The 23206-nt window shown below is 59.1% G+C and carries 25 protein-coding genes; 23 read left to right on the plus strand and 2 right to left on the minus strand.

All coding sequences use genetic code 11. From position 1 onward, the window contains the following. The first annotated feature begins 90 nt into the window (after positions 1-90). Complete coding sequence (gene clpB, locus WC392_14560) at positions 91-2673, plus strand: ATP-dependent chaperone ClpB (GenBank protein MFA5243586.1); 2583 nt, start codon at positions 91-93, stop codon at positions 2671-2673. Positions 2674-2806: 133 nt separating this feature from the next. Here the strand turns inward: clpB and WC392_14565 are convergent. Then, positions 2807-3918 (minus strand): IS3 family transposase gene (locus WC392_14565; protein ID MFA5243587.1). Its coding sequence is split into 2 segments (ribosomal slippage): positions 2807-3657 and positions 3657-3918, totalling 1113 coding nucleotides; the frame shifts between segments, so codons are not numbered across the junction. A gap of 94 nt (positions 3919-4012) precedes the next feature. On the opposite strand from WC392_14565, the gene WC392_14570 reads away from it, so the two are divergent. The 5 genes from WC392_14570 (at position 4013) to WC392_14590 (ending at position 7033) form a co-directional block, all read left to right on the plus strand. Next, positions 4013-4219: a hypothetical protein gene (locus WC392_14570; GenBank protein MFA5243588.1), complete on the plus strand. Its 207-nt coding sequence runs from the start codon at positions 4013-4015 to the stop codon at positions 4217-4219. Between the two features lie 21 nt (positions 4220-4240). Continuing rightward, the gene (locus WC392_14575; protein MFA5243589.1) at positions 4241-5257 is read left to right on the plus strand and encodes a hypothetical protein; all 1017 of its coding nucleotides are present in this window, start codon (positions 4241-4243) and stop codon (positions 5255-5257) included. Positions 5258-5463: 206 nt separating this feature from the next. Then, the gene (locus WC392_14580; GenBank protein MFA5243590.1) at positions 5464-5742 is read left to right on the plus strand and encodes a hypothetical protein; all 279 of its coding nucleotides are present in this window, start codon (positions 5464-5466) and stop codon (positions 5740-5742) included. Between the two features lie 8 nt (positions 5743-5750). Further along, a complete protein-coding gene (locus tag WC392_14585) occupies positions 5751-6170 on the plus strand; it encodes a secondary thiamine-phosphate synthase enzyme YjbQ (GenBank protein MFA5243591.1) in 420 nt (139 codons plus the stop codon). A 5-nt stretch (positions 6171-6175) separates the two neighbouring features. Further along, positions 6176-7033 (plus strand): TlpA disulfide reductase family protein, encoded by an 858-nt coding sequence (locus WC392_14590; protein ID MFA5243592.1) that lies wholly within the window; start codon positions 6176-6178, stop codon positions 7031-7033. 57 nt (positions 7034-7090) lie between these two features. On the opposite strand, the gene WC392_14595 is transcribed toward WC392_14590, so the two are convergent. Next, complete coding sequence (locus WC392_14595) at positions 7091-7900, minus strand: inositol monophosphatase family protein (protein MFA5243593.1); 810 nt, start codon at positions 7898-7900, stop codon at positions 7091-7093. Between the two features lie 63 nt (positions 7901-7963). On the opposite strand from WC392_14595, the gene WC392_14600 reads away from it, so the two are divergent. From WC392_14600 to WC392_14680, 17 genes are all read left to right on the plus strand, one after another. Further along, entirely contained in the window at positions 7964-8692 is a 729-nt protein-coding gene (locus tag WC392_14600; GenBank protein ID MFA5243594.1) for an RNA methyltransferase, read from the plus strand. 59 nt (positions 8693-8751) lie between these two features. After that, on the plus strand, positions 8752-9504 hold the full coding sequence (gene cysE / locus WC392_14605) for a serine O-acetyltransferase (protein MFA5243595.1): 753 nt from the start codon (positions 8752-8754) through the stop codon (positions 9502-9504). A 56-nt stretch (positions 9505-9560) separates the two neighbouring features. After that, positions 9561-10028 carry a Fe-S cluster assembly transcription factor gene (locus WC392_14610; protein MFA5243596.1) on the plus strand — a complete coding sequence of 156 codons (468 nt, stop codon included), beginning with the start codon at positions 9561-9563 and terminating at the stop codon, positions 10026-10028. Between the two features lie 2 nt (positions 10029-10030). After that, the gene (locus WC392_14615) at positions 10031-11179 is read left to right on the plus strand and encodes a cysteine desulfurase family protein (protein ID MFA5243597.1); all 1149 of its coding nucleotides are present in this window, start codon (positions 10031-10033) and stop codon (positions 11177-11179) included. A 16-nt stretch (positions 11180-11195) separates the two neighbouring features. After that, positions 11196-12404, plus strand: coding sequence for an IscS subfamily cysteine desulfurase (locus WC392_14620; GenBank protein MFA5243598.1), 1209 nt, complete (start codon positions 11196-11198; stop codon positions 12402-12404). Between the two features lie 86 nt (positions 12405-12490). Further along, positions 12491-12907, plus strand: coding sequence for a Fe-S cluster assembly scaffold IscU (gene iscU, locus WC392_14625; GenBank protein ID MFA5243599.1), 417 nt, complete (start codon positions 12491-12493; stop codon positions 12905-12907). Positions 12908-12909: 2 nt separating this feature from the next. After that, entirely contained in the window at positions 12910-13233 is a 324-nt protein-coding gene (iscA, locus tag WC392_14630; GenBank protein MFA5243600.1) for an iron-sulfur cluster assembly protein IscA, read from the plus strand. A gap of 5 nt (positions 13234-13238) precedes the next feature. Continuing rightward, positions 13239-13772 (plus strand): Fe-S protein assembly co-chaperone HscB, encoded by a 534-nt coding sequence (gene hscB, locus WC392_14635; protein MFA5243601.1) that lies wholly within the window; start codon positions 13239-13241, stop codon positions 13770-13772. Positions 13773-13870: 98 nt separating this feature from the next. Next, positions 13871-15733: a Fe-S protein assembly chaperone HscA gene (gene hscA / locus WC392_14640; protein ID MFA5243602.1), complete on the plus strand. Its 1863-nt coding sequence runs from the start codon at positions 13871-13873 to the stop codon at positions 15731-15733. Between the two features lie 107 nt (positions 15734-15840). Further along, positions 15841-16182, plus strand: a complete 342-nt coding sequence (fdx, locus tag WC392_14645; protein MFA5243603.1) for an ISC system 2Fe-2S type ferredoxin — start codon at positions 15841-15843, stop codon at positions 16180-16182. 1 nt (position 16183) lies between these two features. After that, the gene (gene iscX / locus WC392_14650; GenBank protein ID MFA5243604.1) at positions 16184-16378 is read left to right on the plus strand and encodes a Fe-S cluster assembly protein IscX; all 195 of its coding nucleotides are present in this window, start codon (positions 16184-16186) and stop codon (positions 16376-16378) included. Between the two features lie 77 nt (positions 16379-16455). Then, entirely contained in the window at positions 16456-17598 is a 1143-nt protein-coding gene (flhB, locus tag WC392_14655; protein ID MFA5243605.1) for a flagellar biosynthesis protein FlhB, read from the plus strand. 19 nt (positions 17599-17617) lie between these two features. After that, on the plus strand, positions 17618-19702 hold the full coding sequence (gene flhA, locus WC392_14660; GenBank protein MFA5243606.1) for a flagellar biosynthesis protein FlhA: 2085 nt from the start codon (positions 17618-17620) through the stop codon (positions 19700-19702). Next, a complete protein-coding gene (gene flhF, locus WC392_14665; GenBank protein MFA5243607.1) occupies positions 19699-21057 on the plus strand; it encodes a flagellar biosynthesis protein FlhF in 1359 nt (452 codons plus the stop codon). The genes flhA and flhF overlap by 4 nt, the downstream gene beginning before the upstream one ends. Further along, positions 21050-21946 (plus strand): P-loop NTPase, encoded by an 897-nt coding sequence (locus WC392_14670; GenBank protein MFA5243608.1) that lies wholly within the window; start codon positions 21050-21052, stop codon positions 21944-21946. The genes flhF and WC392_14670 overlap by 8 nt, the downstream gene beginning before the upstream one ends. Positions 21947-21954: 8 nt before the next feature. Continuing rightward, positions 21955-22677: an RNA polymerase sigma factor FliA gene (locus WC392_14675; GenBank protein MFA5243609.1), complete on the plus strand. Its 723-nt coding sequence runs from the start codon at positions 21955-21957 to the stop codon at positions 22675-22677. Further along, positions 22662-23206 (plus strand): flagellar motor protein (locus WC392_14680; GenBank protein MFA5243610.1); only part of this gene is annotated, 545 nt, incomplete at its 3' end. The genes WC392_14675 and WC392_14680, both read left to right, overlap by 16 nt.

Here is a 23206-nt window from a genome sequence, read left to right on the forward strand (position 1 = left end):
TGCTGTTCTGGTTCTTGGGCGCCCGGTTTTGCTTGAAATTGTCAGACCCTCCCCAAAGTAAGGTTTAGTTCAATCACGAGGGACAAAGCCATGCGTTTCGACAAGCTCACCACCAAATTCCAGCAGGCGATCAACGACGCGCAAAGCCTGGCGGTCGGACAGGACAACCAGTTCATTGAGCCGCAGCACTTGTTGCTGGCGCTGTTGCAACAGGAGGAAGGCGGTACCGCGTCGCTGTTACAGCGCGCCGGGGCCAATGTCGGCGGCTTGCTGCCCGCCCTGCAGAAAGCGCTGGAGCGCCTGCCCAGGGTGGAAGGCCATGGCGGCGAGGTGAGCATTTCGCGCGATCTCAACAACCTGCTCAACCTGACCGACAAGGACGCGCAGAAGCGCGGCGACCAGTTCATCGCCAGCGAACTGTTCCTGCTGGCGGCAGCCCAGGACAAGGGCGAGACCGGGCGCCTGCTGCGCGAGAACGGGGTTGACAAGGCCCATCTGGAACAAGCCATCAACGCGGTACGCGGAGGGGAAAACGTGGACAATCAGGAAGCCGAAGGCCAGCGCGAGGCGCTGAAGAAATACACACTCGATCTTACCGAGCGCGCCCGCCTGGGCAAGCTCGACCCAGTAATCGGGCGCGACGACGAGATCCGCCGCGCAATTCAAGTCTTGCAGCGCCGCACCAAGAACAATCCGGTGCTGATCGGCGAGCCGGGCGTGGGCAAGACCGCCATCGTGGAGGGCCTGGCGCAGCGCATCGTCAACGGTGAAGTGCCGGAAACCCTGAAGAACAAGCGCGTGCTGGTGCTGGACATGGCCGGTCTGCTGGCCGGCGCCAAGTACCGCGGCGAGTTCGAGGAGCGGCTGAAGTCGGTGCTGAAGGAGGTGGGGCAGGACGAAGGCCGCATCATCCTGTTCATCGATGAACTGCACACCATGGTCGGCGCCGGCAAGGCGGAAGGCGCGATGGATGCCGGCAACATGCTCAAGCCCGCCCTGGCGCGCGGCGAGCTGCACTGCATCGGCGCCACCACGCTGGACGAGTATCGCAAATATGTCGAGAAGGATGCCGCGCTGGAACGCCGCTTCCAGAAAGTGCTGGTGAACGAGCCGAGCGTGGAAGACACCATCGCCATCCTGCGCGGCCTGCAGGAGAAGTACGAACTGCACCACGGCGTGGACATCACCGACCCGGCCATCATCGCAGCCGCTGAACTGTCGCACCGTTACATCACCGATCGCTTCCTGCCCGACAAGGCCATCGACCTGATCGACGAGGCGGCTTCGCGCATCAGGATGGAAATCGATTCCAAGCCGGAAGTGATGGACAAACTCGACCGCCGCCTGATCCAGCTCAAGATCGAGCGCGAGGCGGTGAAGAAGGAGAAGGACGAGGCTTCGAAGAAACGCCTGGGCCTGCTCGACGAGGAGATCGTCAAGCTGCAGCGCGAGTACAACGACCTGGAAGAAGTGTGGAAGGCCGAGAAAGCCCAGGTTCAGGGAAGCCAGCATATCAAGGAAGAGCTAGACCGGCTCAAGGTTGAAATGGAAGCCGCGCATCGTCGCGGCGATTGGCAGAAAGTTTCCGAGCTGCAGTATGGCAAAATCCCGCAACTCGAAGCGCAGTTGAAGCACGCCGACACGGCCGATGCCGAGCAGACCAGAACCCATTGGCTGCTGCGTACCCAGGTGGGCGCGGAGGAAATCGCCGAAGTCGTCTCACGTGCCACCGGGATTCCGGTTTCCAAGATGATGGAGGGCGAGCGCGACAAATTGCTGCAAATGGAAGGCAAGCTGCACGAGCGCGTGGTCGGCCAGGACGAGGCTGTCAGCCTGGTGGCGGATGCCATTCGTCGTTCTCGTTCCGGATTGGCGGACCCCAACCGGCCTTATGGCTCCTTCCTGTTCCTGGGGCCGACCGGCGTCGGAAAAACCGAGTTGTGCAAGGCGCTGGCTGGGTTCCTGTTTGACTCGGAAGATCACCTGATCCGCGTCGACATGTCCGAATTCATGGAAAAACACAGCGTTTCACGCCTCATCGGCGCGCCACCCGGATATGTGGGCTATGAAGAAGGCGGTCATCTCACCGAAGCGGTGCGGCGCAAGCCCTATTCCGTCATTCTGCTCGACGAGGTGGAGAAAGCACATCCCGACGTGTTCAACGTGCTGTTGCAGGTGCTTGACGACGGCCGCATGACCGATGGCCAGGGGCGTACCGTGGATTTCAAGAACACCGTGATCGTGATGACTTCCAACCTCGGTTCGCAGAATATCCAGGCCATGGCGGGCGAACCCTACGCAGCCATCAAGGCCTCGGTGATGGAGGATGTGAAAACCTATTTCCGCCCCGAATTCATCAACCGCATCGACGAAGTGGTTGTGTTCCACGCCCTGGGCGAGGCGCATATCAAGTCCATTGCGCGCATCCAGTTGCAGTACCTGGAAAAACGGCTGGCCGCCATGGAGATGGGACTGGAAGTGAGCGAAGCAGCGCTGTCCGAGCTGGCAAGCGCCGGATTTGACCCGGTGTTTGGTGCGAGACCCTTGAAGCGGGCGATCCAGTCCAGTCTGGAGAACGCGCTGGCCAAGGAAATCCTGGCCGGTCATTTCGCCGCCAGGGACACCATCAGGGTGGATTGCCGAGATGGGGTGTTCAGCTTCGACAAGTCATAAGATCCGCTGTTTGCTGGAAAACCGGGCACGGAAACATGCCCGGTTTTTTTACGTCCAGAGTTTGTCTCCGGCTCACTTCAGGAACGTACACGGGCGTACTTTCCTGACCTCAGTAGATACTGTAGCCTCCTCGCTATTCCGTACCAGGCAGAAGTAGAGGGTTGGGGTATTGTTGCATACGATAAGCGACTGGCGGAATCCTCCCCAAAGACTCATGGGGCCGTTCATGGTTGTAGCGGTGCATCCAGTCCTCTGTCAGTTTCCTGACTTCGAGCAGTGACTCGAACACATAGCAATCCAGCACCTCGGTTCGATAGGAGCGGTTGAAGCGCTCGATATAGGCGTTCTGGGTCGGCTTGCCGGGCTGGGTAAACATGAGTTCCACTCCATTGTCTGCAGCCCACTGGGCCAGCGTCTGGCTGACCAGTTCCGGGCCGTTATCCAGACGAATCCGCCGCGGTTTGCCTCTGAGTTCCATCAACTCATTCAAGGCCCGCACCACACGCCCTGCCGGCAGGCTGGTGTCGATTTCGATGCGCAGGGCTTCACGGTTGAATTCGTCGAGTACGTTGAAGGTTCTGAAGCGCCGTCCATTCCACAAGGCGTCGGCCATGAAGTCGCAACTCCAGGTGTCGTTCGGCGTGCCGCCGGCGACCAAGGGTTGCTTGATTCGTTCTGGCAGTCGTTTCTTGCCCCGGCGAGGCAGGTTGAGCTTGAGTTGGCAGTACACACGCCACAGCACCGTCTTGCCCCAAGGCAAGGATCGGAATCGAAAGCTGTCATACAGCAAGCCAAAGCCGTGCCGTGGATTGACTGCCAGATAGGCTTGCATGGCATCAATAATTGCCCCGTCGTCGCGTGGCACTGGCCGGTAGTGCAGAACCGAACGTGCCAGGCGTACGGCTTGGCAGGCCCGGCGCTCCGACAAGCCGTGATCATCCATCAAGGCGCGTGCCAATTCCGCTTTGCGCGACGGGGCTAGAGCTTTCGGCTGACAACATCCTGCAGGGCGTTGTGCACCAGCGCCAGATCCGCATACATCTTCTTGAGCCGGACATTCTCGGCCTGCAGATTTTTAAGCTGCCGAAGGTGCGATACATCCATGCCGGCGTAGGCTGACTTCCACTTATAGTAGGTGGCATCAGAAATGCCATATTTGCGGCAGGTCTCGTTCACCTTGGCGCCAATTTCAACCTCTTTGAGGATGGTGACGATCTGTTGCTCGCTGAATCTCGATTTCTTCATGTAGAGCTTCCTTTCTGGGGGAAAACTCTACTTCAAATTGGTACGGTTTGGCGAGGAGGCTACAATACAGCCTCGCCAGCATCGGAAAAGCTGGATGTCGTACTCACAGCCAGTGAAAAATACATCATTAAGCGAAGTGTTCTTCCGGCGCTACGCGCGTATTGTGAATTTTCGGGTCGGCGATCAATGTCCGGACAGGCAAATCTCATGGCAGCTCGATCCGCGACCCACCGCTATTCGCGGCATCCAGTCCCGCCGCGGTCTTGCACTGGCGGCCGTCATCACGCCGCACTTCGCATAATTTATTGCAAGGAGAAATGAAATGAAAATGAAATTCAGAGCAGCATTGATTTCAGTTGCGTTAGTGGCTGGAATAGTGTCAGGCGCGGCGTATTCAGGCAATTTGCTCAAAGCCAACGGCGTTAGCACGGAAGCCGACGCCATCTTGTATTACCAGACCATCGACCCAGCCAACCAGAGGTTGACCCAGGCTGCCTGGAGAGACCTTAATGGCTTTAATGATCCCGGTAATGAAGTCGTTGTGGCAGGGGGGCATTTAAACACCTCTGATCTCGGATTCTGGCGAAGAATCGAGATGGTCATCGACAAGCGTCCCGGAAATGTGGGGAATGTTGCGTATACCACTTTCAACTTCGAGAGCGAGCAGGATGCGTTCCTTAACGTAAACGCAAAGTCCATCGTGAATATGGAATACTCCCCTGGCCCGAATGGCGACCGTATCACCAAGTTCTACATCTACGATGCCGCTGGCAATCGCAAGAACAGCACTTTCTTTGATCCTGACGTGGCCACGAGAGAAGAACTGTTCTTGCCAAACGGCTGCGCTTCCTGCCACGGTGGTGGGAACAAGGACTTTGCAACCCGTGGCGGCAAGACCGGCGGCGGATTTCTTGCGTTTGACTTCAACGTTTTCGGGTACGGAGCGCTGACATCCCGGGCAGATAATGAAGCCAATGTGAAGAAGCTTAATAAAGGGGTGCTAATGACAAAACCGCCCAGCGCCGTGAAAAGTCTGATAAGCGGGCTCTACGGCGGCACTAAACTGCCGTTGGCCACGCAGAACTCGGCTTACATGCCAAGCGACTGGGCTGGCGAGCCAGCACTCTGGAAGGTCGTTGTAACAGATTGTCAGGGCTGCCATACCCTGTCCGAAACTGAAGTACGGAACCTCGAGTACTGGAAAGATAACGTCGGGTCATTCCGTGAGGAAGTTCTCAAAAAGAAACTCATGCCGAATTCGCCTTATGCAAACAGGCGTTTCTGGAATACGAACAATCATCAGATCGTGGAGGATGCACTCAAACGCTTCCGCCCGTGATCAGTGATCTGAATTAGTCACTGTTCATATCACGGCTCTGTGCCAGGTGTCACTAAACAGGCGGTTGCTCCGGCAGCCGCCTGTTTTCTTTTCCAGGGTTTATGGAGCGGCTGGGCTGCGTAGCGCGTCCAGGGTTTAACTTGCCAATAAATGCCTGCGGAGTATGATTTTCCTCTCTCCGATCACCCGCAAGAAAAAGAGCAAATATGCTGTTGCTGGGACTTGAACTTGAAACAGGCGGCGCCTTCACTGCTCCGCCGGAAACGAATTTCATCACCAAAATCGGCCTGGTGCTCTGGGATACCGAATTTGTGCAGCCGGTCGATTTCCTTTCCCCGCTCTTCAAGCCCAATCGCCCGGCCGGCATTCGCACCCAGTGCGACGTCGATTGCCCGCGCAATTGCGCGAGCTGCAACCTGATTTGCCTGGCCGGCTTCCACGGCATGGTGAATCCATTCCGCCGCCGCTCGCCGTTTCCAGGATAATGCCCGGCATGCGGCAACGTTCTGAAATTCTGACCCTCGAATCCGCCGGTCGCGGCCTTTATGCCTTTACCGAGCGGGTGGCGCGCTGGGTGGGACAGTCCGGTTTTTCGGACGGCCTGCTGACCCTGTTTGTCCAGCATACTTCCGCCAGCCTCCTGATCCAGGAAAATTACGATCCCGATGTGCAGGCTGATCTGGAGCGCTTTTTCGCCAGACTGGTGAAGGATGGCGACCCTCTTTTCGCGCACAGCCTGGAAGGCCCGGACGACATGCCGGCGCATGTGCGCGCTGCGCTGACCCAGACCCATCTCTCCATTCCAGTGCGGCAGGGTGTAATGATGCTGGGGTCGTGGCAGGGCATCTATTTGTACGAACATCGTTATCAGCCGCAGCAGCGCAGGGTGGCGATCCATTTGATCGGGGAATGAATTTGGTGATCAGGAAAAATTTTCTGCGTTTGCTGTTTGCATTGCTGGGCATCCTGAGTGTGGATGCCGCCCTGGCAGCAGCGTTGAATGACGTGAACGCCGTGCCTCATCTCAATGCCGCCGGGCGCGATGGTTACCTGGCTTTCCTGCAGGCCGGTCAGCATCGTGCCTTTGCCATCGCGCCAGGCGGCGCCTGGGCCTGGAAGGACGGTGAAGTGACGGCGGACATGGCTGCCGATGCGGCGTTGCAGTCCTGTCAGAACAGCACGGCTCAAACCTGCGTGCTCTATGCGTTGGACGATCGGGTGGTATTCGATGCGAAAGACTGGAGCACCTTGTGGCGGCCTTACCGGAACCGGGCCGCGGCCGCAAAAGCCAGCACAGGCAAGGCACGCGGCGAGCGTTTTTTCGATCTTGCCGTCAAATCGCCATCCGGCAAGGCCATGAAGCTCTCTGATTTGCGCGGCAAGGTCCTGCTGCTGCATTTCTGGGGAACCTGGTGCCCGCCGTGCCGCAATGAAATGCCTGAATTGCAGAAGCTGCACCAGGCACTGGGCGGATCATCCGGCATCCAGATGGTGTTGTTGCAGATGCGCGAGGACCATGGCACTGCCAGCCTGTGGATGGATGCGCAAGGCTTCAAGCTGCCGCTATTCGATTCCGGCGTGGCGGATGCCGGTTCGGATACCTTGACCCTGGCCAATGGCAAGCAGATTCGCGACCGCGAACTGGCCCGGGTGTTTCCCACCACCTATGTGCTGGACAAGCACGGAATGGTGGTATTTTCCCATGTTGGACCGGTATCGGGCTGGCTGCAATATCTGCCTTTTTTACGTGATGTGGCAGCGAAGTCCGGCAAATAGGGAGGAGTGATTCCCGGCGCCGAAAATGAAGCCGGGCGCCGGTCGGGCGGGTTTGTATTATTTTGCAGCCGGCGTTTTGAGTTCCGGCGTCAGGTGTGGCGCGATCACTTGAAGCAGTTGCCCGAAAACTTTCGGGTTGCCTGCGATGATGTTGCCGCTTGCGAGGTAATTCTCGTTGCCTTCGAAGTCGCCTACCAGGCCACCGGCTTCCTGCACCAGCAGGCAGCCCGCAGCGATATCCCAGGGCTTCAGGCCAATCTCGAAAAAGCCGTCAAAACGGCCTGCGGCGGTATAAGCCAGATCGAGTGCGGCCGAGCCCGGACGGCGCAGCCCGGCGGTTTTCTGGATGAGGTCGCGGAACATGCCCATGTAGGCATCGATATGGGCGAAGTTGGTATAGGGGAAACCGGTGCCGATCAGCGCGTTTTTGAGATGTGTTTCCTTGGTAACGCGCAGGCGGCGATCGTTGAGGTAGGCGCCGCGGCCCTTGGTGGCGGTAAAGAGATCGTTTCGGACCGGGTCGTAGATCACCGCCTGGTTCAGAACGCCTTTATGAAGCAGGGCGATAGATACCGCATATTGCGGAAAGCTGTGGAGGAAGTTGGTGGTGCCATCGAGCGGATCGATAATCCACTGGTATTCGGATTCGCCGCGAACACCGCTTTCTTCTGCTAAAATTTCGTGGCTCGGATAGGCTTCCAGCAGGATTTCAATTATCGCGTCTTCTGCGGCGCGATCCACTTCGCTGACAAAATCATTGTGGTTTTTGCTTTTGACCGTCAGTTTGTCGATGTCGAGAGAGGCGCGGTTGATGATGTTGCCGGCGCGGCGCGCGGCCTTGACCGCGATGGTGAGCATGGGATGCATAGTGGTTTCGATGACTTTTAATGAACAGGAATTTGGCGCTATTTTACATGGGAAAGACCAGTTTTGAGTAACTCCGTGCTGGACAACATTCGTGTCGTGCTGAGTCACCCCAGTCACCCCGGCAATATCGGCGCGGCGGCGCGGGCCATGAAGACCATGGGACTGCACAATCTTTTTCTGGTGAACCCCAGGCAATTTCCCGATGCGATGGCCGATGCGATGGCCTCCGGCGCGAATGACGTGTTGCAGAATGCCGTGGTCTGCTCCAGCCTGGAGCCTGCCTTGCAGGGCGCGGTGCTGGTAGTGGGGCTGACCGCGCGGCACCGCGACCTGTCGCATACCATGTTGACCTTGCGTCAGGCGGCGCCGCAAATACTGGAACGGGCAGGCGAAGCGCCAGTGGCGCTGCTGTTTGGGACGGAGATGTCCGGGCTGTCCAACACCGAACTGGAAAAATGCCAGCTGCTGATTACCATCCCGGTCAATCCCGAATACAGTTCACTCAATCTGGCTGCCGCGGTACAAGTGGTGAGTTATGAGTTGCGCACCTGCGGTATCGTGACGGAGCCCATATCAAAAGACTTTCCCCCGGCCGCTTTCGAGGATGTGGAGCGGCTCTATGAGCATCTGGAGCGCACCCTGATCGAGATTGATTTTCTTGATCCCCTGGATCCGCGGCGCCTGATGACGAGATTGCGGCGCCTGTTTGCCCGCGCCGGGATGGAAAAGGAAGAAGTAAATATACTGCGGGGAATTTTGACGAAGGCCTGTCGAGGGCGGGTCCCCAAGTAAATAGTTGACTAAATCACTTGGTTATAGAATAATGCGATCATTGTATCCTTTTAGACATCATGTTCAAACATCTGCGTGAAGATATTGCAGTGGTGTTCGACCGCGACCCCGCTGCCCGCTCCCGTTGGGAGGTGTTGACCTCCTACCCCGGCGTGCATGCCGTTCTATTTCATCGCCTGACACATCGTTTGTGGGGGTGGCGGCTTTTCTGGCTGGCGCGGTTTACCGCGCATTTCGCACGCTGGATAACGGGTATCGAAATTCACCCTGGCGCCAGGATTGGACGGCGCGTGTTCATCGACCATGGCATGGGCGTGGTGATCGGGGAAACGGCAGAACTGGGCGATGATGTCACGCTGTATCACGGCGTCACCCTGGGCGGTACCTCATGGAAAAAAGGCAAGCGCCATCCCACGCTCGGCAAGGGCGTGGTGATCGGCGCCGGAGCCAAGGTTCTGGGTCCGATCCACATTGGCGATGGCGCCAAGATCGGCTCGAATGCGGTGGTGGTAAAGGACGTCCCAGCGGGTGCCACGGCGGTGGGTATCCCGGCACGCATTCTGGATGGCGAACAGGCCGAAAAGCGGGAAAGCCAGGCCACAATAATGGGGTTTTCCGCCTATGCCATCAGCGAGGACATGAATGATCCCATGGTCAAGGCGGTGCATAGCCTGCTGGATCATACGGTGATAACCGACCATCGTATCCAGCAGATACTGGATCATCTCTCTCGTCTTGGGGTGGAAATCAGCGATGCTGAAAAGGATACGGAAAAGTTCGATGTCAGTTATTTGAATAAAATAGTTGACTAAAATGGTATGGTTTAATATAGTGTTTGCAAGATGTACCCATTACAAAGAGGCTAAACATGCGTTTGACCACCAAAGGACGTTTTGCGGTAACGGCGATGATTGATCTGGCCATGCGTCATGGCGAGGGGCCGGTCACCCTGGCCGGGATCAGCGATCGGCAACGAATTTCCTTGTCATATCTGGAGCAGCTTTTCGGCAAGCTGAGACGTTACGGCCTGGTTGAGAGCGTGCGCGGTCCGGGTGGCGGTTATTGTCTGGCCATGGGGCTGGAAGGGATTACCGTGGCGGATATTATCCAGGCGGTGGATGAGCCGATTGACGCTACCAAGTGTGGCGGTTTGGGCAATTGCCACGATGATCTTCCCTGTATGACGCATGATCTGTGGACCAATCTCAATGTGAAAATTTTCGATTATCTGCAATCCGTGAATCTGGCCCAGCTGGTCGCTTCGCAACAGGGAAGCAAGCATCAGACACATTTGGATCATCGTTTCAAGCATGGCGAGGCGGCGCTTCTGTCGTGATCATGGCCCAGGGGTATTTCGATCACAATGCCACTACGCCCCTCGACGAGAGTGTGCTGGCGCGAATGATGCCCTACATGCAGGAGCAGTTCGGTAATCCCTCTAGCCGTCATGGCTTTGGCCGGGCAGCGCGCCAGGCGGTTGATGAGGCGCGCGAGCGGGTGGCGGACGCGGTGGGCGCACACCCCTCACAGATAATTTTTACCAGCGGTGGCACCGAGGCAAATAACCTGGCCATTCGCGGGATGGCGGCAGCGCTGCCGCCATCCCAGGTGATATGGGGCAGCATCGAGCATCCCTGTGTGGCGAAGCCGTGCCAGAGCCTGAAGGCACAGGGCTGGATGTCGCGCCCGCTGGAGGCGGATGCTGCTGGCCGGTTTGACATGAATGATCTAGCTCGGGCATTGGAGTCGACGACGGGCCTGGTCAGCGTGATGCTGGTCAATAACGAGACCGGCGTGTTGCAGGATGTGGCTGAAGTGGCAAAACAGGCGCGTGCGGCGGGTGCCCGGGTGCACACTGATGCAGTGCAGGCACTGGGCAAGGTCAGGCTGGATTTCGCGGAACTTGGCGTGCATGCCATGAGCCTGTCGTCGCACAAGGTTTATGGGCCGAAAGGCGTTGGCGCGCTGGTGCTCGACAAGCGCGTCGAATTGATGCCCCAGATGACCGGGGGCGGGCATGAAAAAGGTTTGCGTGCCGGCACCGAGAATGTGCCGGGTATTGTCGGCTTTGCCGCAGCCTGTGAGCTGGCGCTCGGGCGCATGGAGCTGGATGCGGAACGGCTTGGCCGGATGAGAGACGAGCTTGAGGCGGGTGTTGCGGTTCTGGGTGGCGTGATATTCGGTGCCAGGGCACAGCGTCTCGCAAATACCAGTTATTTTGCCTTTCCTGGCATCGAAGGAGAAACGTTGTTGATTGCGCTGGATCGCGCGGGCTTTGCGGTGGCCAGCGGCTCGGCCTGCGCCAGCGGCAGTTCCGAGCCAAGCCCAGTTCTGCTGGCCATGGGCGTCGAGCCGGAGCTGGCCAAAGGCGCGATCCGGGTGAGCCTGGGGCGTGGCAACAACATGCAGCAGACAGAATCATTTATCAGGGTCTTGCAGGTGGAGTTGGAGCGTTTGCGAGCCCTGTCAGCCGTAGCAGTCATGTGACTTTTTGGAGAATGTAATGAAGTTGCCGATTTACCTGGATTATTCCGCAACGACGCCGGTGGACCCCCGCGTGGCGGAACAAATGATCCCCTACCTGACCGAGAAATTCGGTAATCCGGCCAGCCGCTCCCACGCTTTTGGCTGGGAGGCCGACGAAGCGGTGGAGAACGCCCGCAAGCAGGTGGCCGGGCTGGTTAATGCCGACCCCAAGGAAATTGTCTGGACCTCCGGCGCGACTGAATCCAACAACCTCGCCATCAAGGGCGCAGCGCACTTCTACTCGGGCAAGGGCAAGCACCTCATCACCGTGGCCACCGAGCACAAGGCGGTGCTGGACACCTGCCGCGAGCTGGAGCGCCAGGGCTACGAGGTGACTTACCTCATTCCCGAATCCAATGGCCTGATTGATCTGGATAAATTCACCGCGGCGATCCGCCCCGATACCATTCTGGCCTCGGTGATGTACGTCAACAACGAAATCGGCGTGATCCAGGATATTCCCGCACTGGGCGAAATCTGCCGCAGCAAGGGTGTGATCTTCCACGTGGATTCCGCTCAGGCCAGCGGCAAGGTGGTAATCGACCTGCAAAAGCTGAAAGTGGACCTGATGTCCTTTTCCGCGCACAAAATATACGGCCCCAAGGGCATCGGCGCCCTGTATGTGCGCCGCAAGCCGCGTATCCGCCTCGAAGCGCAGATGCACGGCGGCGGCCACGAGCGCGGTATGCGCTCCGGCACGCTCCCCACCCACCAGATCGTGGGCATGGGCGAAGCATTCCGCATTGCGAAGGAAGAAATGGCGGCGGAAAACGAGCGCACACGCATGCTGCGCGACCGTCTCTACAATGGCCTCAAGGAAATCGAGGAGGTGTATATCAACGGCGACATGGACAACCGCGTGCCGCATAATCTCAATATCAGCTTCAGTTTCGTCGAGGGCGAATCGCTCATCATGGCGATCAAGGATCTCGCGGTATCGAGCGGCTCGGCCTGCACTTCCGCCAGCCTGGAGCCTTCCTATGTGCTGAAATCCCTGGGGCACAGCGACGAGCTGGCGCACAGCTCGATCCGCTTCTCCATCGGCCGTTTCACCACCGAGGAAGAAATCGACTACGCGATACAGCTGCTCAGGAACAAGATCGGCAAGCTGCGCGAACTCTCGCCGCTGTGGGAAATGTTCAAGGACGGCATCGATTTGAATACCGTGCAGTGGGCGGCACATTGATTAACTGGTGAGGCGTGAGGGGGTAGGGGTGAGGGGGAAACTCCTCGCCTCACCCCTCACCCCTCTCCCCTAACCGGAGATTTACTATGGCATACAGCGAAAAAGTACTGGATCACTACGAAAATCCGCGCAACGTCGGCTCTTTCGCCAAAGAGGAAGAAGGCGTGGCGACCGGCATGGTCGGCGCGCCGGCATGCGGCGACGTGATGAAGCTGCAGATCCGGGTCAACAAGGATGGCGTGATCGAGGACGCCAAGTTCAAGACCTATGGCTGCGGTTCGGCTATCGCATCGAGTTCCCTGGTGACCGAATGGGTCAAGGGCAAGACGCTGGATCAGGCGCTGGACATCAAGAATACCCAGATCGCCGAAGAGCTGGCTCTGCCCCCGGTGAAGATTCACTGCTCGATCCTGGCTGAAGACGCAATCAAGGCCGCCGTGGCCGACTACAAGGCCAAGCATGGCGAAAACGTGGTGACCGATGCCTGCAAGGGAGCGTGCTGATCATGGGTATCACAATGACCGAACAGGCTGCCAGACACGTCAGCAATTTCCTGGCCAAACGCGGCAAGGGTGTGGGTCTGCGCCTCGGCGTGCGCACTTCGGGTTGCTCCGGCATGGCTTACACGATTGAATTCGCCGACGAAATCGGTGCTGATGATTTGCAGTTCGACAGCCACGGCGTGAAAGTGCTGATCGATGCCAAGAGCCTGCCCTATCTGGATGGCACCGAACTGGACTACACCCGCGAAGGGCTGAGCGAGGGCTTCAAGTTCAACAACCCCAACGTCAAGAACGCTTGCGGTTGCGGCGAGAGCTTTAACGTATAACTCTGATGCACTTCGATTTCAGCAAAAACCATTTCGAGCTGTTCGGCCTGGCATCCGCGTTCCACATCGACATGGAGCGCCTGGACCTGGCCTACCGCGAAATCCAGACACTGGTCCATCCCGACAAATTCGCCCACCTGGGCGAGCAGGAAAAGCGCCTGTCGATGCAGTGGGCGACGCATGTCAACGAAGCCTATCAGACCCTGAAAAAGCCGCTCTCCCGTGCGCGCTACCTGTTGCATCTGCATGGCGTGGATACGCAGGAGGAAAGCAACACCGCCATGCCGGCGGAATTCCTCATGGCCCAGATGGAGTGGCGCGAGGCCATCATGGAGGCCAGGGAGGCGCAGGATGTCGCGGACATGGAGCAATTGCACAACCGCCTGCGCGCGGAAATGCGTGCACAGCATCAGGAACTGGGATGCCTGCTGGACGAGCAGGCGGACTACCAGGGGGCATCCGGACTGGTGCGCAAGCTGAAATTCATGGAAAAGCTGGGCGAGGAAATTGATGGCGCCCTGGAGTTGATGGAAGCTTAACCCCCCTCAGTCCCCCCTTATCAGGGGGGAAGCCGCTTTTCTCCTCCCCTGACAAGGGGAGGCCGGGAGGGGTTGGGGTCTGTTTAAAAAGGATTTTCATGGCATTACTGCAAATCGCCGAACCCGGCATGAGCGCCGCGCCCCACCAGCACCGGTTGGCGGTGGGCATAGACCTGGGTACCACCAATTCGCTGGTGGCCACGGTGCGCAGCGCGCTTGCCGTGGTGCTGAACGATGAAAATGGCCGTTCCCTGCTGCCGTCGGTGGTGCGTTATCGCGCCGATGGCGTGGAGGTCGGCTGTCATGCCATGCACGCGCAGGCGACGGACCCGCAAAATACCATTGTTTCGGTGAAGCGTTTCATGGGGCGCGGCCTGTCTGATATCGCCGATGCGGCGCACATGCCCTACCATTTTGTGGACGAGCCCGGGATGGTGCAAATCAGCACGGTTGCCGGGGTTAAAAGCCCGGTGGAGGTGTCTGCCGAAATCCTCAAGGTGCTGCGCCAGCGCGCGGAAAAATCCCTGGGCGGCGAACTGGTGGGCGCCGTCATCACCGTGCCGGCCTATTTCGACGAAGCCCAGCGCCAGGCCACCAAGGATGCGGCCCGGCTGGCAGGTATCAACGTGCTGCGCCTGCTCAACGAACCGACTGCCGCCGCCGTGGCCTATGGCCTCGACAATGGCTCAGAGGGCGTGTTCGCGGTGTTCGATCTGGGTGGCGGCACTTTCGATATTTCCATTCTCAAGCTTTCCCGCGGCGTGTTCGAGGTGCTATCCACCAATGGTGATTCCGCCCTGGGTGGAGATGACTTCGACCATCGGATTTATTGCTGGATACTTGAACAGGCCAGCCTTTCAGGATTGAACCACAGGGATGTCCGCTTGCTGCAGACCCATGCCCGCGCGGCCAAGGAAGTCCTGACCGAGCACGAGGAAGCGACGATTACCGCCGTGCTTTCCACGGGCGAGACGGTGGATCTGACCCTGAACACGGAAATATTTGCCAGCATCACCAAAAGCCTGGTCAGCAAGACCCTGGCGCCGACCCGCAAGGCCCTGCGCGATGCCGGGCTGTCGGTCGATGATATCAAGGGCGTGGTCATGGTCGGCGGCTCCACCCGCATGCCGATCATTCAGCACGCCGTGGGTGATTTTTTTGCCCAGGAACCGCTCAATAACCTTGACCCGGACAAGGTGGTGGCGCTGGGTGCCGCGATCCAGGCCAATGTGCTGGCAGGCAACCGGAGCGAAGACGACTGGCTGCTGCTGGACGTGATTCCGCTGTCGCTGGGCCTGGAAACCATGGGTGGCCTGGTGGAGAAAGTCATTCAGCGCAATTCCACCATCCCCGTGGCGCGCGCGCAGGAATTCACGACTTACAAGGACGGCCAGACCGCCATGAGCATCCACGTGGTGCAGGGCGAGCGCGAACTGGTCAGCGACTGCCGCTCGCTGGCGAAATTCGAGCTGCGCGGCATTCCTCCCATGGTGGCCGGGGCGGCGCGCATCCGCGTCACCTTCCAGGTCGATGCCGATGGCCTGCTCTCGGTCACGGCGCGCGAGCAGAGCACCGGCGTGGAGTCCTCGGTAACGGTCAAGCCTTCCTATGGCTTGAGTGACGAACAGATCACCGGGATGCTGCAAGCCTCGCTCACGTATGCCAGGGACGACATGCTGGCTCGCACCTTGCAGGAGGCACGGGTGGAAGGTGGCCGCCTGATCGAGGCGGTGGAAGCGGCGCTGGAAGAGGATTCTCATCTGCTGAAAGCGGGCGAGGGCGACAAAATCGCCGCCATGATCGAGCAGTTGCGCGCGGCCATAGCCGGCGACGACCACCGCCGCGTGACCCAGGCGGTGGAAACCCTCAACCACGCCACCGAATCCTTCGCCGCGCGGCGCATGGACGCCAGTGTCAACAAGGCCCTGACAGGGCACAAGCTGGAAGAACTGGAATCCTGAATGAGCTAAACCACGGAGCACACGGAGATCACGGAGAATGACGATCTTGCTTTTTTCTCTGTGATCTCCGTGTGCTCCGTGGTTATTAAAAAATGTGAGAATTAAACATGCCCCAACTGATCGTACTGCCCCACGTAGAACTGTGCCCCGAGGGCGCGGTGATCGAAGCCAAACCCGGTGTGTCCATCTGCGATACGCTGCTCGAAAATGGTATTGAAATCGAGCATGCCTGCGAGAAATCCTGCGCCTGCACCACCTGCCACGTGATCGTGCGCGAGGGACTGGAATCCCTCAACGAAGCCGAGGAACTGGAAGAAGACATGCTCGACAAGGCCTGGGGCCTGGAGCCGAACTCGCGCCTGTCCTGCCAGACCATCGTGGACGCTCAGGATCTGGTGATCGAGATCCCCAAGTACACCATCAACATGGTCAAGGAAGGGCATCACTAACATGAAGTGGACCGATGTGCACCAGATTGCCGAGGCGCTGTATGACAGCCAGCCCGATACCGATCCCCAGTACGTGCGCTTCACCGACTTGCACCAGTGGGTGACGCAACTGGACGGATTCAGCGACGACCCCAACCGCTCCAACGAAAAAATTCTCGAAGCCATCCAGATGGCATGGATGGAAGAAGCCGAATAAGCGCTTCATGATCGACGGGTAAGCCCATTTCGGCAGGTTTCATGCCATGTTAAACTTCTGCTCCAAAGAGGGTGGAAATGGCTGAAGACAGCGATCTTGAACGTACAGAACCCGCGTCGTCGCGGCGGATAGAGCAGGCAAGGGAGAAGGGCCAGGTCGCGCGCTCGCGCGAGCTGACCACGGTTGCCATCCTGCTCGCTGCGGGCGGCGGCCTGATTTTCATGGGGGGGGGCATGATGGAGCATCTGCGCTCCATGATGCGAAATAGCCTGACGCTGGACCGGGCTGTCATTTTCAATCCAGGTCAGATGCTGCAACAACTGCATCTGCATTCGCTGGATATCTTGCTGACTATTCTCCCTTTTCTTGGTTTGTTGATGGTCGTCACCGTGGCTTCATCCGTGGTGATTTCCGGCTGGCTGTTTTCGGCCCAGGCACTGGAACCGGATTTTTCTCGCCTCAATCCCCTGAAAGGGGTCACCCGCATCATTTCCTGGTCCGGCATGGCGGAAATGGTCAAGGCCATTGCCAAAACCGCACTCATTGGCGGTGTGGCCTTGTGGGTGGTGTGGCAGGACGTGAATGAAATCCTGTCGCTGGTGGCTGAGCCACTCGATTCCGGACTCCCTCATGCGGCTCGCATGGTGGGTTTCACTTTCATGGCGGTGTCCGGATCCATGCTGTTGATTGTCGCGATCGATGTTCCTTTTCAGTTGTGGAATCATGCAAAGCAACTGCGTATGACCAAGGAAGATGTGCGGCAGGAATCCAAGGAAACCGAGGGCGATCCGCATGTCAAGGCGCGGATTCGCCAGCTTCAGCGTGAATCGGCGCGGCGCCGCATGATGTCCGAGGTGCCCAAGGCCGACGTGATCGTTACCAACCCGACCCACTATGCAGTGGCTCTGCGCTATCAGGAAGGCAAGATGGGCGCGCCACAGGTGGTGGCCAAGGGTGCTGCGCTGCTGGCGCAACGCATTCGTGAGCTGGGCGAGGAAAACCGGGTGCCCATTCTGGAAGCGCCGCCACTGGCCCGCGCCCTCTACCGGCACGCAGAACTGGGTCAGGAAATCCCCGCCAAGCTGTATACTGCGGTGGCGGAGGTGCTGGCTTATATCTACCAGCTACGCCGCTACCGCACTTATGGCGGTACCGCGCCCGAAACGCCGCGCGAGTTGCCGGTGCCGCCGGAACTGGATTTTGTAAGGGAAGCAGTTTGATTCAATCAGAGGTTGCTAAATGAATGCCCGGGTGGACGCTCCGCCCCTGCTAAACCGCCGTGGCCTGAAAGGCCTGGTGGGGCCGGTTCTTATCATCCTGATTCTGGCGATGATGGTTTTGCCATTGCCGCCGTTTCTGCTCGATCTGCTGTTCACTTTCAATATTGCCATCGCGATGATCGTGATGCTGGTCAGCCTGTATACCCAGAAACCGCTGGAGTTCGCGGTATTTCCCACCGTACTGCTGGTCACCACCTTGCTGCGCCTTTCCCTCAACGTGGCTTCGACCCGCATCGTGCTGCTGGAAGGGCATACCGGGCCGGATGCCGCGGGCAAGGTGATCGAGGCTTTCGGGCATTTCCTGGTGGGCGGCAATTACACCGTCGGCATCGTGGTGTTCATTATCCTGGTGGTGATCAATTTTGTGGTGATTACCAAGGGCGCGGGACGTATCGCCGAGGTCAGCGCGCGCTTCACCCTGGATGCGATGCCCGGCAAGCAAATGGCCATCGACGCCGACCTCAATGCCGGGCTGATCGGCGAGGAAGAGGCCCGCAAGCGGCGCACCGAGATTTCCCAGGAAGCGGATTTTTTCGGCTCCATGGATGGTGCCAGCAAGTTCGTGCGCGGCGATGCCGTGGCCGGTATCCTGATCCTGTTCATCAACGTCATCGGTGGCCTGCTGGTGGGCATTTTCCAGCACAACCTCGATTTTGCCACCGCCGCCAACAACTACACCCTGCTCGCCATTGGTGACGGCCTGGTGGCGCAGATCCCGGCGCTGATCATTTCCACTGCCGCCGGCATGGTGGTGAGCCGCGTGGCAACCGATGAAGATGTCGGGCAGCAGTTGATCGGCCAGCTCTTCAACAAGCCAGCCGTACTGTACATCACCGCTTCTATTCTGGGCTTGCTTGGGGTGATTCCGGGTATGCCGCATGTCGCATTTTTTATTCTGGCCGGCGCTCTGGCGGGCACGGCTTACTATATTGAGCAAAAGGCCCGGGCCCCCGAAATTTCCGCCCTGCCTCCACCGGAAGCCGTCCAGCCGCCGGAAATGCAGGAAGTGAGCTGGAACGATGTGATGCCGGTGGATGCGCTCGGGCTGGAAGTCGGCTATCGCCTGATTTCCCTGGTGGATCGAACACAGGACGGCGAGCTTTTACGCCGGATTCGCGGCATCCGCAAGAAATTCGCGCAGGATATGGGCTTTCTGGTGCCGCCCGTGCATATACGCGATAATCTCGAGTTGCGCCCCAGTGCTTACCGCATCAGTCTGAAAGGCGTCGAGATCGGACAGGGTGAGGCTTACGCTGGCATGTATCTGGCGATCAACCCCGGCCGGGTGCTAGGCAACCTGCCAGGCACAACGACGACCGATCCGGCATTCGGCCTGCCGGCGGTATGGATTGAAGCCAATCTGCGCGACCAGGCTCAAACCTTCGGCTATACGGTGGTGGATTCCAGCACGGTGGTGGCGACCCATCTCTCCAATATCATCCAGACGCATTCCGCAGAACTGCTGGGGCGGGAAGAGACGCAGCAATTGCTGGATCACCTCGCCAAGGAATCCCCCAAACTGGTGGAGGAACTGGTGCCCAAACTACTGCCTCTGGGCGTGGTGCAGAAAGTGCTGCAGAATCTGCTCGATGAAGGCGTGCACATCCGTGACATGCGAACCATCATCGATACCCTGGCCGATCATGCCGGCCGCAGCCAGGATGCGGCCGACCTGACCGCAGCGGTTCGCGTCGCGCTGGGCCGTGCTATCATGCAGCAAATTTACCCGGGAGCCGCAGAGTTGCAGGTGATGACCCTCGAGCCCGATCTCGAACAGATCATGATGCATGCCGCCCAGGGCATGGGCGAAGGTTTGGGACTGGAGCCCGGATTGGCGGAAAATCTGGTGCAGCAAACTGCCAAAGCGGTGCAGCAGCAGGAACAGATGGGCCTGCCCGCCGTGCTGCTCGTGCCTGCGGCGTTGCGTCCGTTGCTATCGCGCTTCCTGCGTCGCGTGGCGCCTCAGCTTAAAGTGGTTTCCCACGCTGAAATTCCTGATTCCAAAAATATTCGCGTGACTGCCGTGCTGGGTGCCAGAGCATGAATGTAAAAAAATTCCGCGCTGCCAATACCCGTGAGGCCTTGCGCCAGGTCAGGGATGCCCTGGGCGCGGATGCCATCATTCTTTCCAACCGCTCTGCGGATGGCATGATTGAAATCATGGCCGTGGCCAATATGGATGTGGCCTCCCTCGCTACGCCCGCGCTGGCTGCGGCACCGGTAATCAGCCAGCCGCGCAAGCCGCAAAGCCAGCCGCCGCGTCATGAACCCCCCTTGAGTCCGGCCAGCCAGGAGCCGCGTCCGCTCAAAAGGGAAGATATCAGCGTACTGCAACGCATCCGCCAGGAAGCCATGCTGGACGCGGTTTCCCCCGTTGCCGCGCAGCATGTCAAACCCCAGGCCGCGCTGCCTGCCGCACCTAATGCCATGGATGGCGTGGTGCAGGAAATGATGCATGAAATTCGCTCCCTGCGCGGCATGCTGGAGGGGCAGTTGGCAGGCCTGGCGTGGGGTGAGTTGCAGCGCAGCGACCCGATCAAGGTGGAGGTGCTGCGCCACATGCTGGCCGTGGGGTTCAGCCCCGCTCTGTCGCGCCAACTGCTGGAAAAGCTGCCGCCCGGTGGTGACTTCAATCGCGGCATGAAATGGGTCAAGGCCGCACTCGTACATAATCTGCGCGTGGTCAAGGATGGCGGCGACATAATAGACCGTGGCGGCGTCTATGCTCTGGTTGGCCCGACCGGGGTCGGCAAGACCACCACCGTGGCCAAGCTCGCGGCGCGTTGCCGCCTCAAGCATGGCGCCAACAAGCTGGCCTTGTTGACGACCGATAGCTACCGGATCGGTGCGCACGAGCAGTTGCGGATTTATGGAAAAATTCTCGGCGTGCCAGTGTATGCGGTCAAGGATGAAGCCGATTTGCAGTTTACGCTCGCTGATCTGCAGAACAAGCATCTGGTGCTGATCGATACCGTGGGCATGAGCCAGCGCGACCGCCGGCTGGAAGAACAGGTGGCCCTGCTGACCGGCGGCGGCCGCAGCGTCAAGCGACTGCTTCTGATCGGCGCCAACGCGCAGGGCAGCACGCTGGAAGATGTAGTGCGTGCCTACAAGGGCTCTGGAATGGATGGTTGCATCCTGACCAAGGTGGATGAGGCGATCAGTTTTGGTGGTGCGCTCGATGTCATTATCCGCCATCAATTGCCGCTGAATTACATCACCAATGGACAGCGCGTCCCTGAAGACCTGCACCTGGCGAATGCCTCATATCTGGTGGACCGGGCCTTCCGCCCACCCGAAACGCATGCATCGTTCAGTCTGGAAGAAGGGGAATTCCCTCTGGTGATGGCCGGCGTCAGCGACGAGAGCGCATCCGGCGCGGGGACGCTGCGTGGCTGAAGTCATGCAGGATCAGGCCGCGGGATTACGCCGCTTGCTGTCCGGTGATTTCGTGCGCATTGTGACGCTTACCAGTGGCAGGCGCGGGGTGGGTAAAACCACAGCCTTGATCAATCTGGCGGCTGCGCTGGCCAAACGCGGCAAGCAGGTGATGGTGCTGGATGAGCATCAGGGCGCGCATAGCGTGGTTGGCATGCTGGGCCTTACCCCTTACTACGACCTCGGCCATGTCGTCAGGCGCGAACGCAGCCTGGAGCAGGTCATGTTGTCAGGCCCGGAAGGCATCATGGTGGTTCCCGCCGGCCAGGGCGTGCAATCCCTTGCGGTCCTTGGAGCGGAAGAGCAGGTCTCGCTGGTGCATGCTTTTGGCCAGCTTTCGCTGCCGGTCGATGTGGTGCTGGTCGATGCCGTGGCGGGCGTGGCAAGCCATGTCCTGCCGCTCAGCCTGGCGGCTCAGGAGCTGGTGCTGGTGGTGGATCCCCGGCCGGCTTCGATGACCGATGCCTATGCCCTGATCAAGGTGCTGAATCAGGGCTTCGCACGGCGCAGTTTTCATATTATTGTGAACCGGGTGGCCAGCCCTGAAGAGGGTGAGGCAGTGTTCAGCAATGTGGCCTCCGTGGCGAGCCGCTTTCTCAAGGTGTCGCTGGATTACATGGGATGCGTGCCGCTTGACGAGAAACTGCATCGCGCCACCCAGTTGGGTCGCTCGGCAGTGGACGCTTTCCCTGCAACCGCGGCGGCCCAGACATTTCGCGATCTGGCGGAAGCGGTCGATCAGTGGCCGTATCCCGATGGTGAAGGAGGGCAACTGGAGTCTTTCATGCAGCGTCTGATTCAGACCAGCCGTGCGGCGGCGGGTGAATCCGGCTTGCCGGGACGGGTTTGAGCGGCAATATGTATCAGGCTAACGGCAAACTGCAGAGCAACGATCAGTATGTGGCGCAGTATGCGCCGCTGGTCAAGCGCATCGCGCACCATCTGGCGGCAAAATTGCCGCCCAGCGTTCAGGTTGACGACCTGATTCAGGCCGGACTGATTGGCCTGCTGGACGCGATTGGCCACTATGACGCGACACAGGGCGCGCAGTTCGAAACTTATGCCAGCCAGCGTATTCGCGGTGCCATGCTGGATGAGTTGCGCGAGGCTGACTGGGCGCCACGTTCGTCGCGCAAGAGCATGCGCACCATCGAGGCCGCAATCAGCAAACTCGAGCAGCAACTGGGGCGATCTCCGGGTGAGCAGGAACTGGCCAGGGAGTTGCATGTGCCGCTGGAGGAGTACCAGCAGATGTTGCTGGATGCGCGTGGTCATCAGTTGGTGCATTATGAGGATTGCCGGTCCGAAGGCGAGGATGACTTTTTCGAGCGCCATGCGGCTGATGGGCGGCCCGGTCCTCTCGGGCAAATCGAGGATGGCGCATTTCGTGCCGCGCTGGTGGAGGCGATCAAGGATCTGCCGGAACGCGAGCAGTTGATGATGAGCCTGTATTACGAAGAGGAGTTGAACTTGAAGGAAATCGGTGCAGTACTGGGCGTGACCGAATCTCGTGTCAGTCAGCTCCATAGCCAGGCAGTCGCACGTCTGCGCAGCCGGCTCAAGGATTGGTTGAACCGCTGATGCGTGGCGGCGTGGACCTGATCAGTATTGCCGGCCTGCTGCTGGGCCTGGCTGCCATTGTTGGCGGGCAGATTCTTGAAGGTGGGAATGTTGCGTCCCTGATACAGGTTACGGCATTTTTCATCGTGATTGGCGGCACCATGGGTGCTGTCATGCTGCAAAGCTCGCTGCCTGTTTTTCTCAACGGAATGAGGTTGCTCAAATGGGTAATTGTGCCGCCTCAGGCGCACCCCGCAGAACTGATCGAGGAGCTTCTTGGCTGGAGCCAGATTGCCCGTAAAGGCGGCCTGTTGGCGCTGGAACCGCTGATCGATGCCTTGTCCGACCCTTTCAAGCGCAAAGGTCTGCAGATGCTGGTTGACGGCGCGGAACCGGATAAAATCCGCGAAGCCCTGGAGGTGGAAATCAATACCTATGAGGAACACCAGCGCCAGGCCGCGAAGGTATGGGAATCGGCTGGTGGTTACGCGCCCACTATCGGTATTCTGGGCGCGGTGATGGGGCTGATTCACGTGATGGAGAACCTGTC

The sequence above is a fragment of the Sulfuricella sp. genome (assembly GCA_041651995.1).
GTDB lineage: Bacteria > Pseudomonadota > Gammaproteobacteria > Burkholderiales > Sulfuricellaceae > Sulfurimicrobium.

Coding starts and splice junctions, on each gene's coding strand:
- WC392_14620 (MFA5243598.1), top strand. CDS start 11,196: ATGAAGTTGCCGATTTACCTGGATTATTCCGCAACGACGCCGGTGGAC.
- WC392_14595 (MFA5243593.1), bottom strand. CDS start 7,900: ATGCATCCCATGCTCACCATCGCGGTCAAGGCCGCGCGCCGCGCCGGC.
- hscB (MFA5243601.1), top strand. CDS start 13,239: ATGCACTTCGATTTCAGCAAAAACCATTTCGAGCTGTTCGGCCTGGCA.
- hscA (MFA5243602.1), top strand. CDS start 13,871: ATGGCATTACTGCAAATCGCCGAACCCGGCATGAGCGCCGCGCCCCAC.
- WC392_14615 (MFA5243597.1), top strand. CDS start 10,031: ATGGCCCAGGGGTATTTCGATCACAATGCCACTACGCCCCTCGACGAG.
- WC392_14675 (MFA5243609.1), top strand. CDS start 21,955: ATGTATCAGGCTAACGGCAAACTGCAGAGCAACGATCAGTATGTGGCG.
- flhA (MFA5243606.1), top strand. CDS start 17,618: ATGAATGCCCGGGTGGACGCTCCGCCCCTGCTAAACCGCCGTGGCCTG.
- clpB (MFA5243586.1), top strand. CDS start 91: ATGCGTTTCGACAAGCTCACCACCAAATTCCAGCAGGCGATCAACGAC.
- WC392_14575 (MFA5243589.1), top strand. CDS start 4,241: ATGAAAATGAAATTCAGAGCAGCATTGATTTCAGTTGCGTTAGTGGCT.
- flhB (MFA5243605.1), top strand. CDS start 16,456: ATGGCTGAAGACAGCGATCTTGAACGTACAGAACCCGCGTCGTCGCGG.
- iscX (MFA5243604.1), top strand. CDS start 16,184: ATGAAGTGGACCGATGTGCACCAGATTGCCGAGGCGCTGTATGACAGC.
- WC392_14585 (MFA5243591.1), top strand. CDS start 5,751: ATGCGGCAACGTTCTGAAATTCTGACCCTCGAATCCGCCGGTCGCGGC.
- flhF (MFA5243607.1), top strand. CDS start 19,699: ATGAATGTAAAAAAATTCCGCGCTGCCAATACCCGTGAGGCCTTGCGC.
- fdx (MFA5243603.1), top strand. CDS start 15,841: ATGCCCCAACTGATCGTACTGCCCCACGTAGAACTGTGCCCCGAGGGC.
- iscA (MFA5243600.1), top strand. CDS start 12,910: ATGGGTATCACAATGACCGAACAGGCTGCCAGACACGTCAGCAATTTC.
- iscU (MFA5243599.1), top strand. CDS start 12,491: ATGGCATACAGCGAAAAAGTACTGGATCACTACGAAAATCCGCGCAAC.
- WC392_14580 (MFA5243590.1), top strand. CDS start 5,464: ATGCTGTTGCTGGGACTTGAACTTGAAACAGGCGGCGCCTTCACTGCT.
- cysE (MFA5243595.1), top strand. CDS start 8,752: ATGTTCAAACATCTGCGTGAAGATATTGCAGTGGTGTTCGACCGCGAC.
- WC392_14570 (MFA5243588.1), top strand. CDS start 4,013: ATGTCGTACTCACAGCCAGTGAAAAATACATCATTAAGCGAAGTGTTC.
- WC392_14610 (MFA5243596.1), top strand. CDS start 9,561: ATGCGTTTGACCACCAAAGGACGTTTTGCGGTAACGGCGATGATTGAT.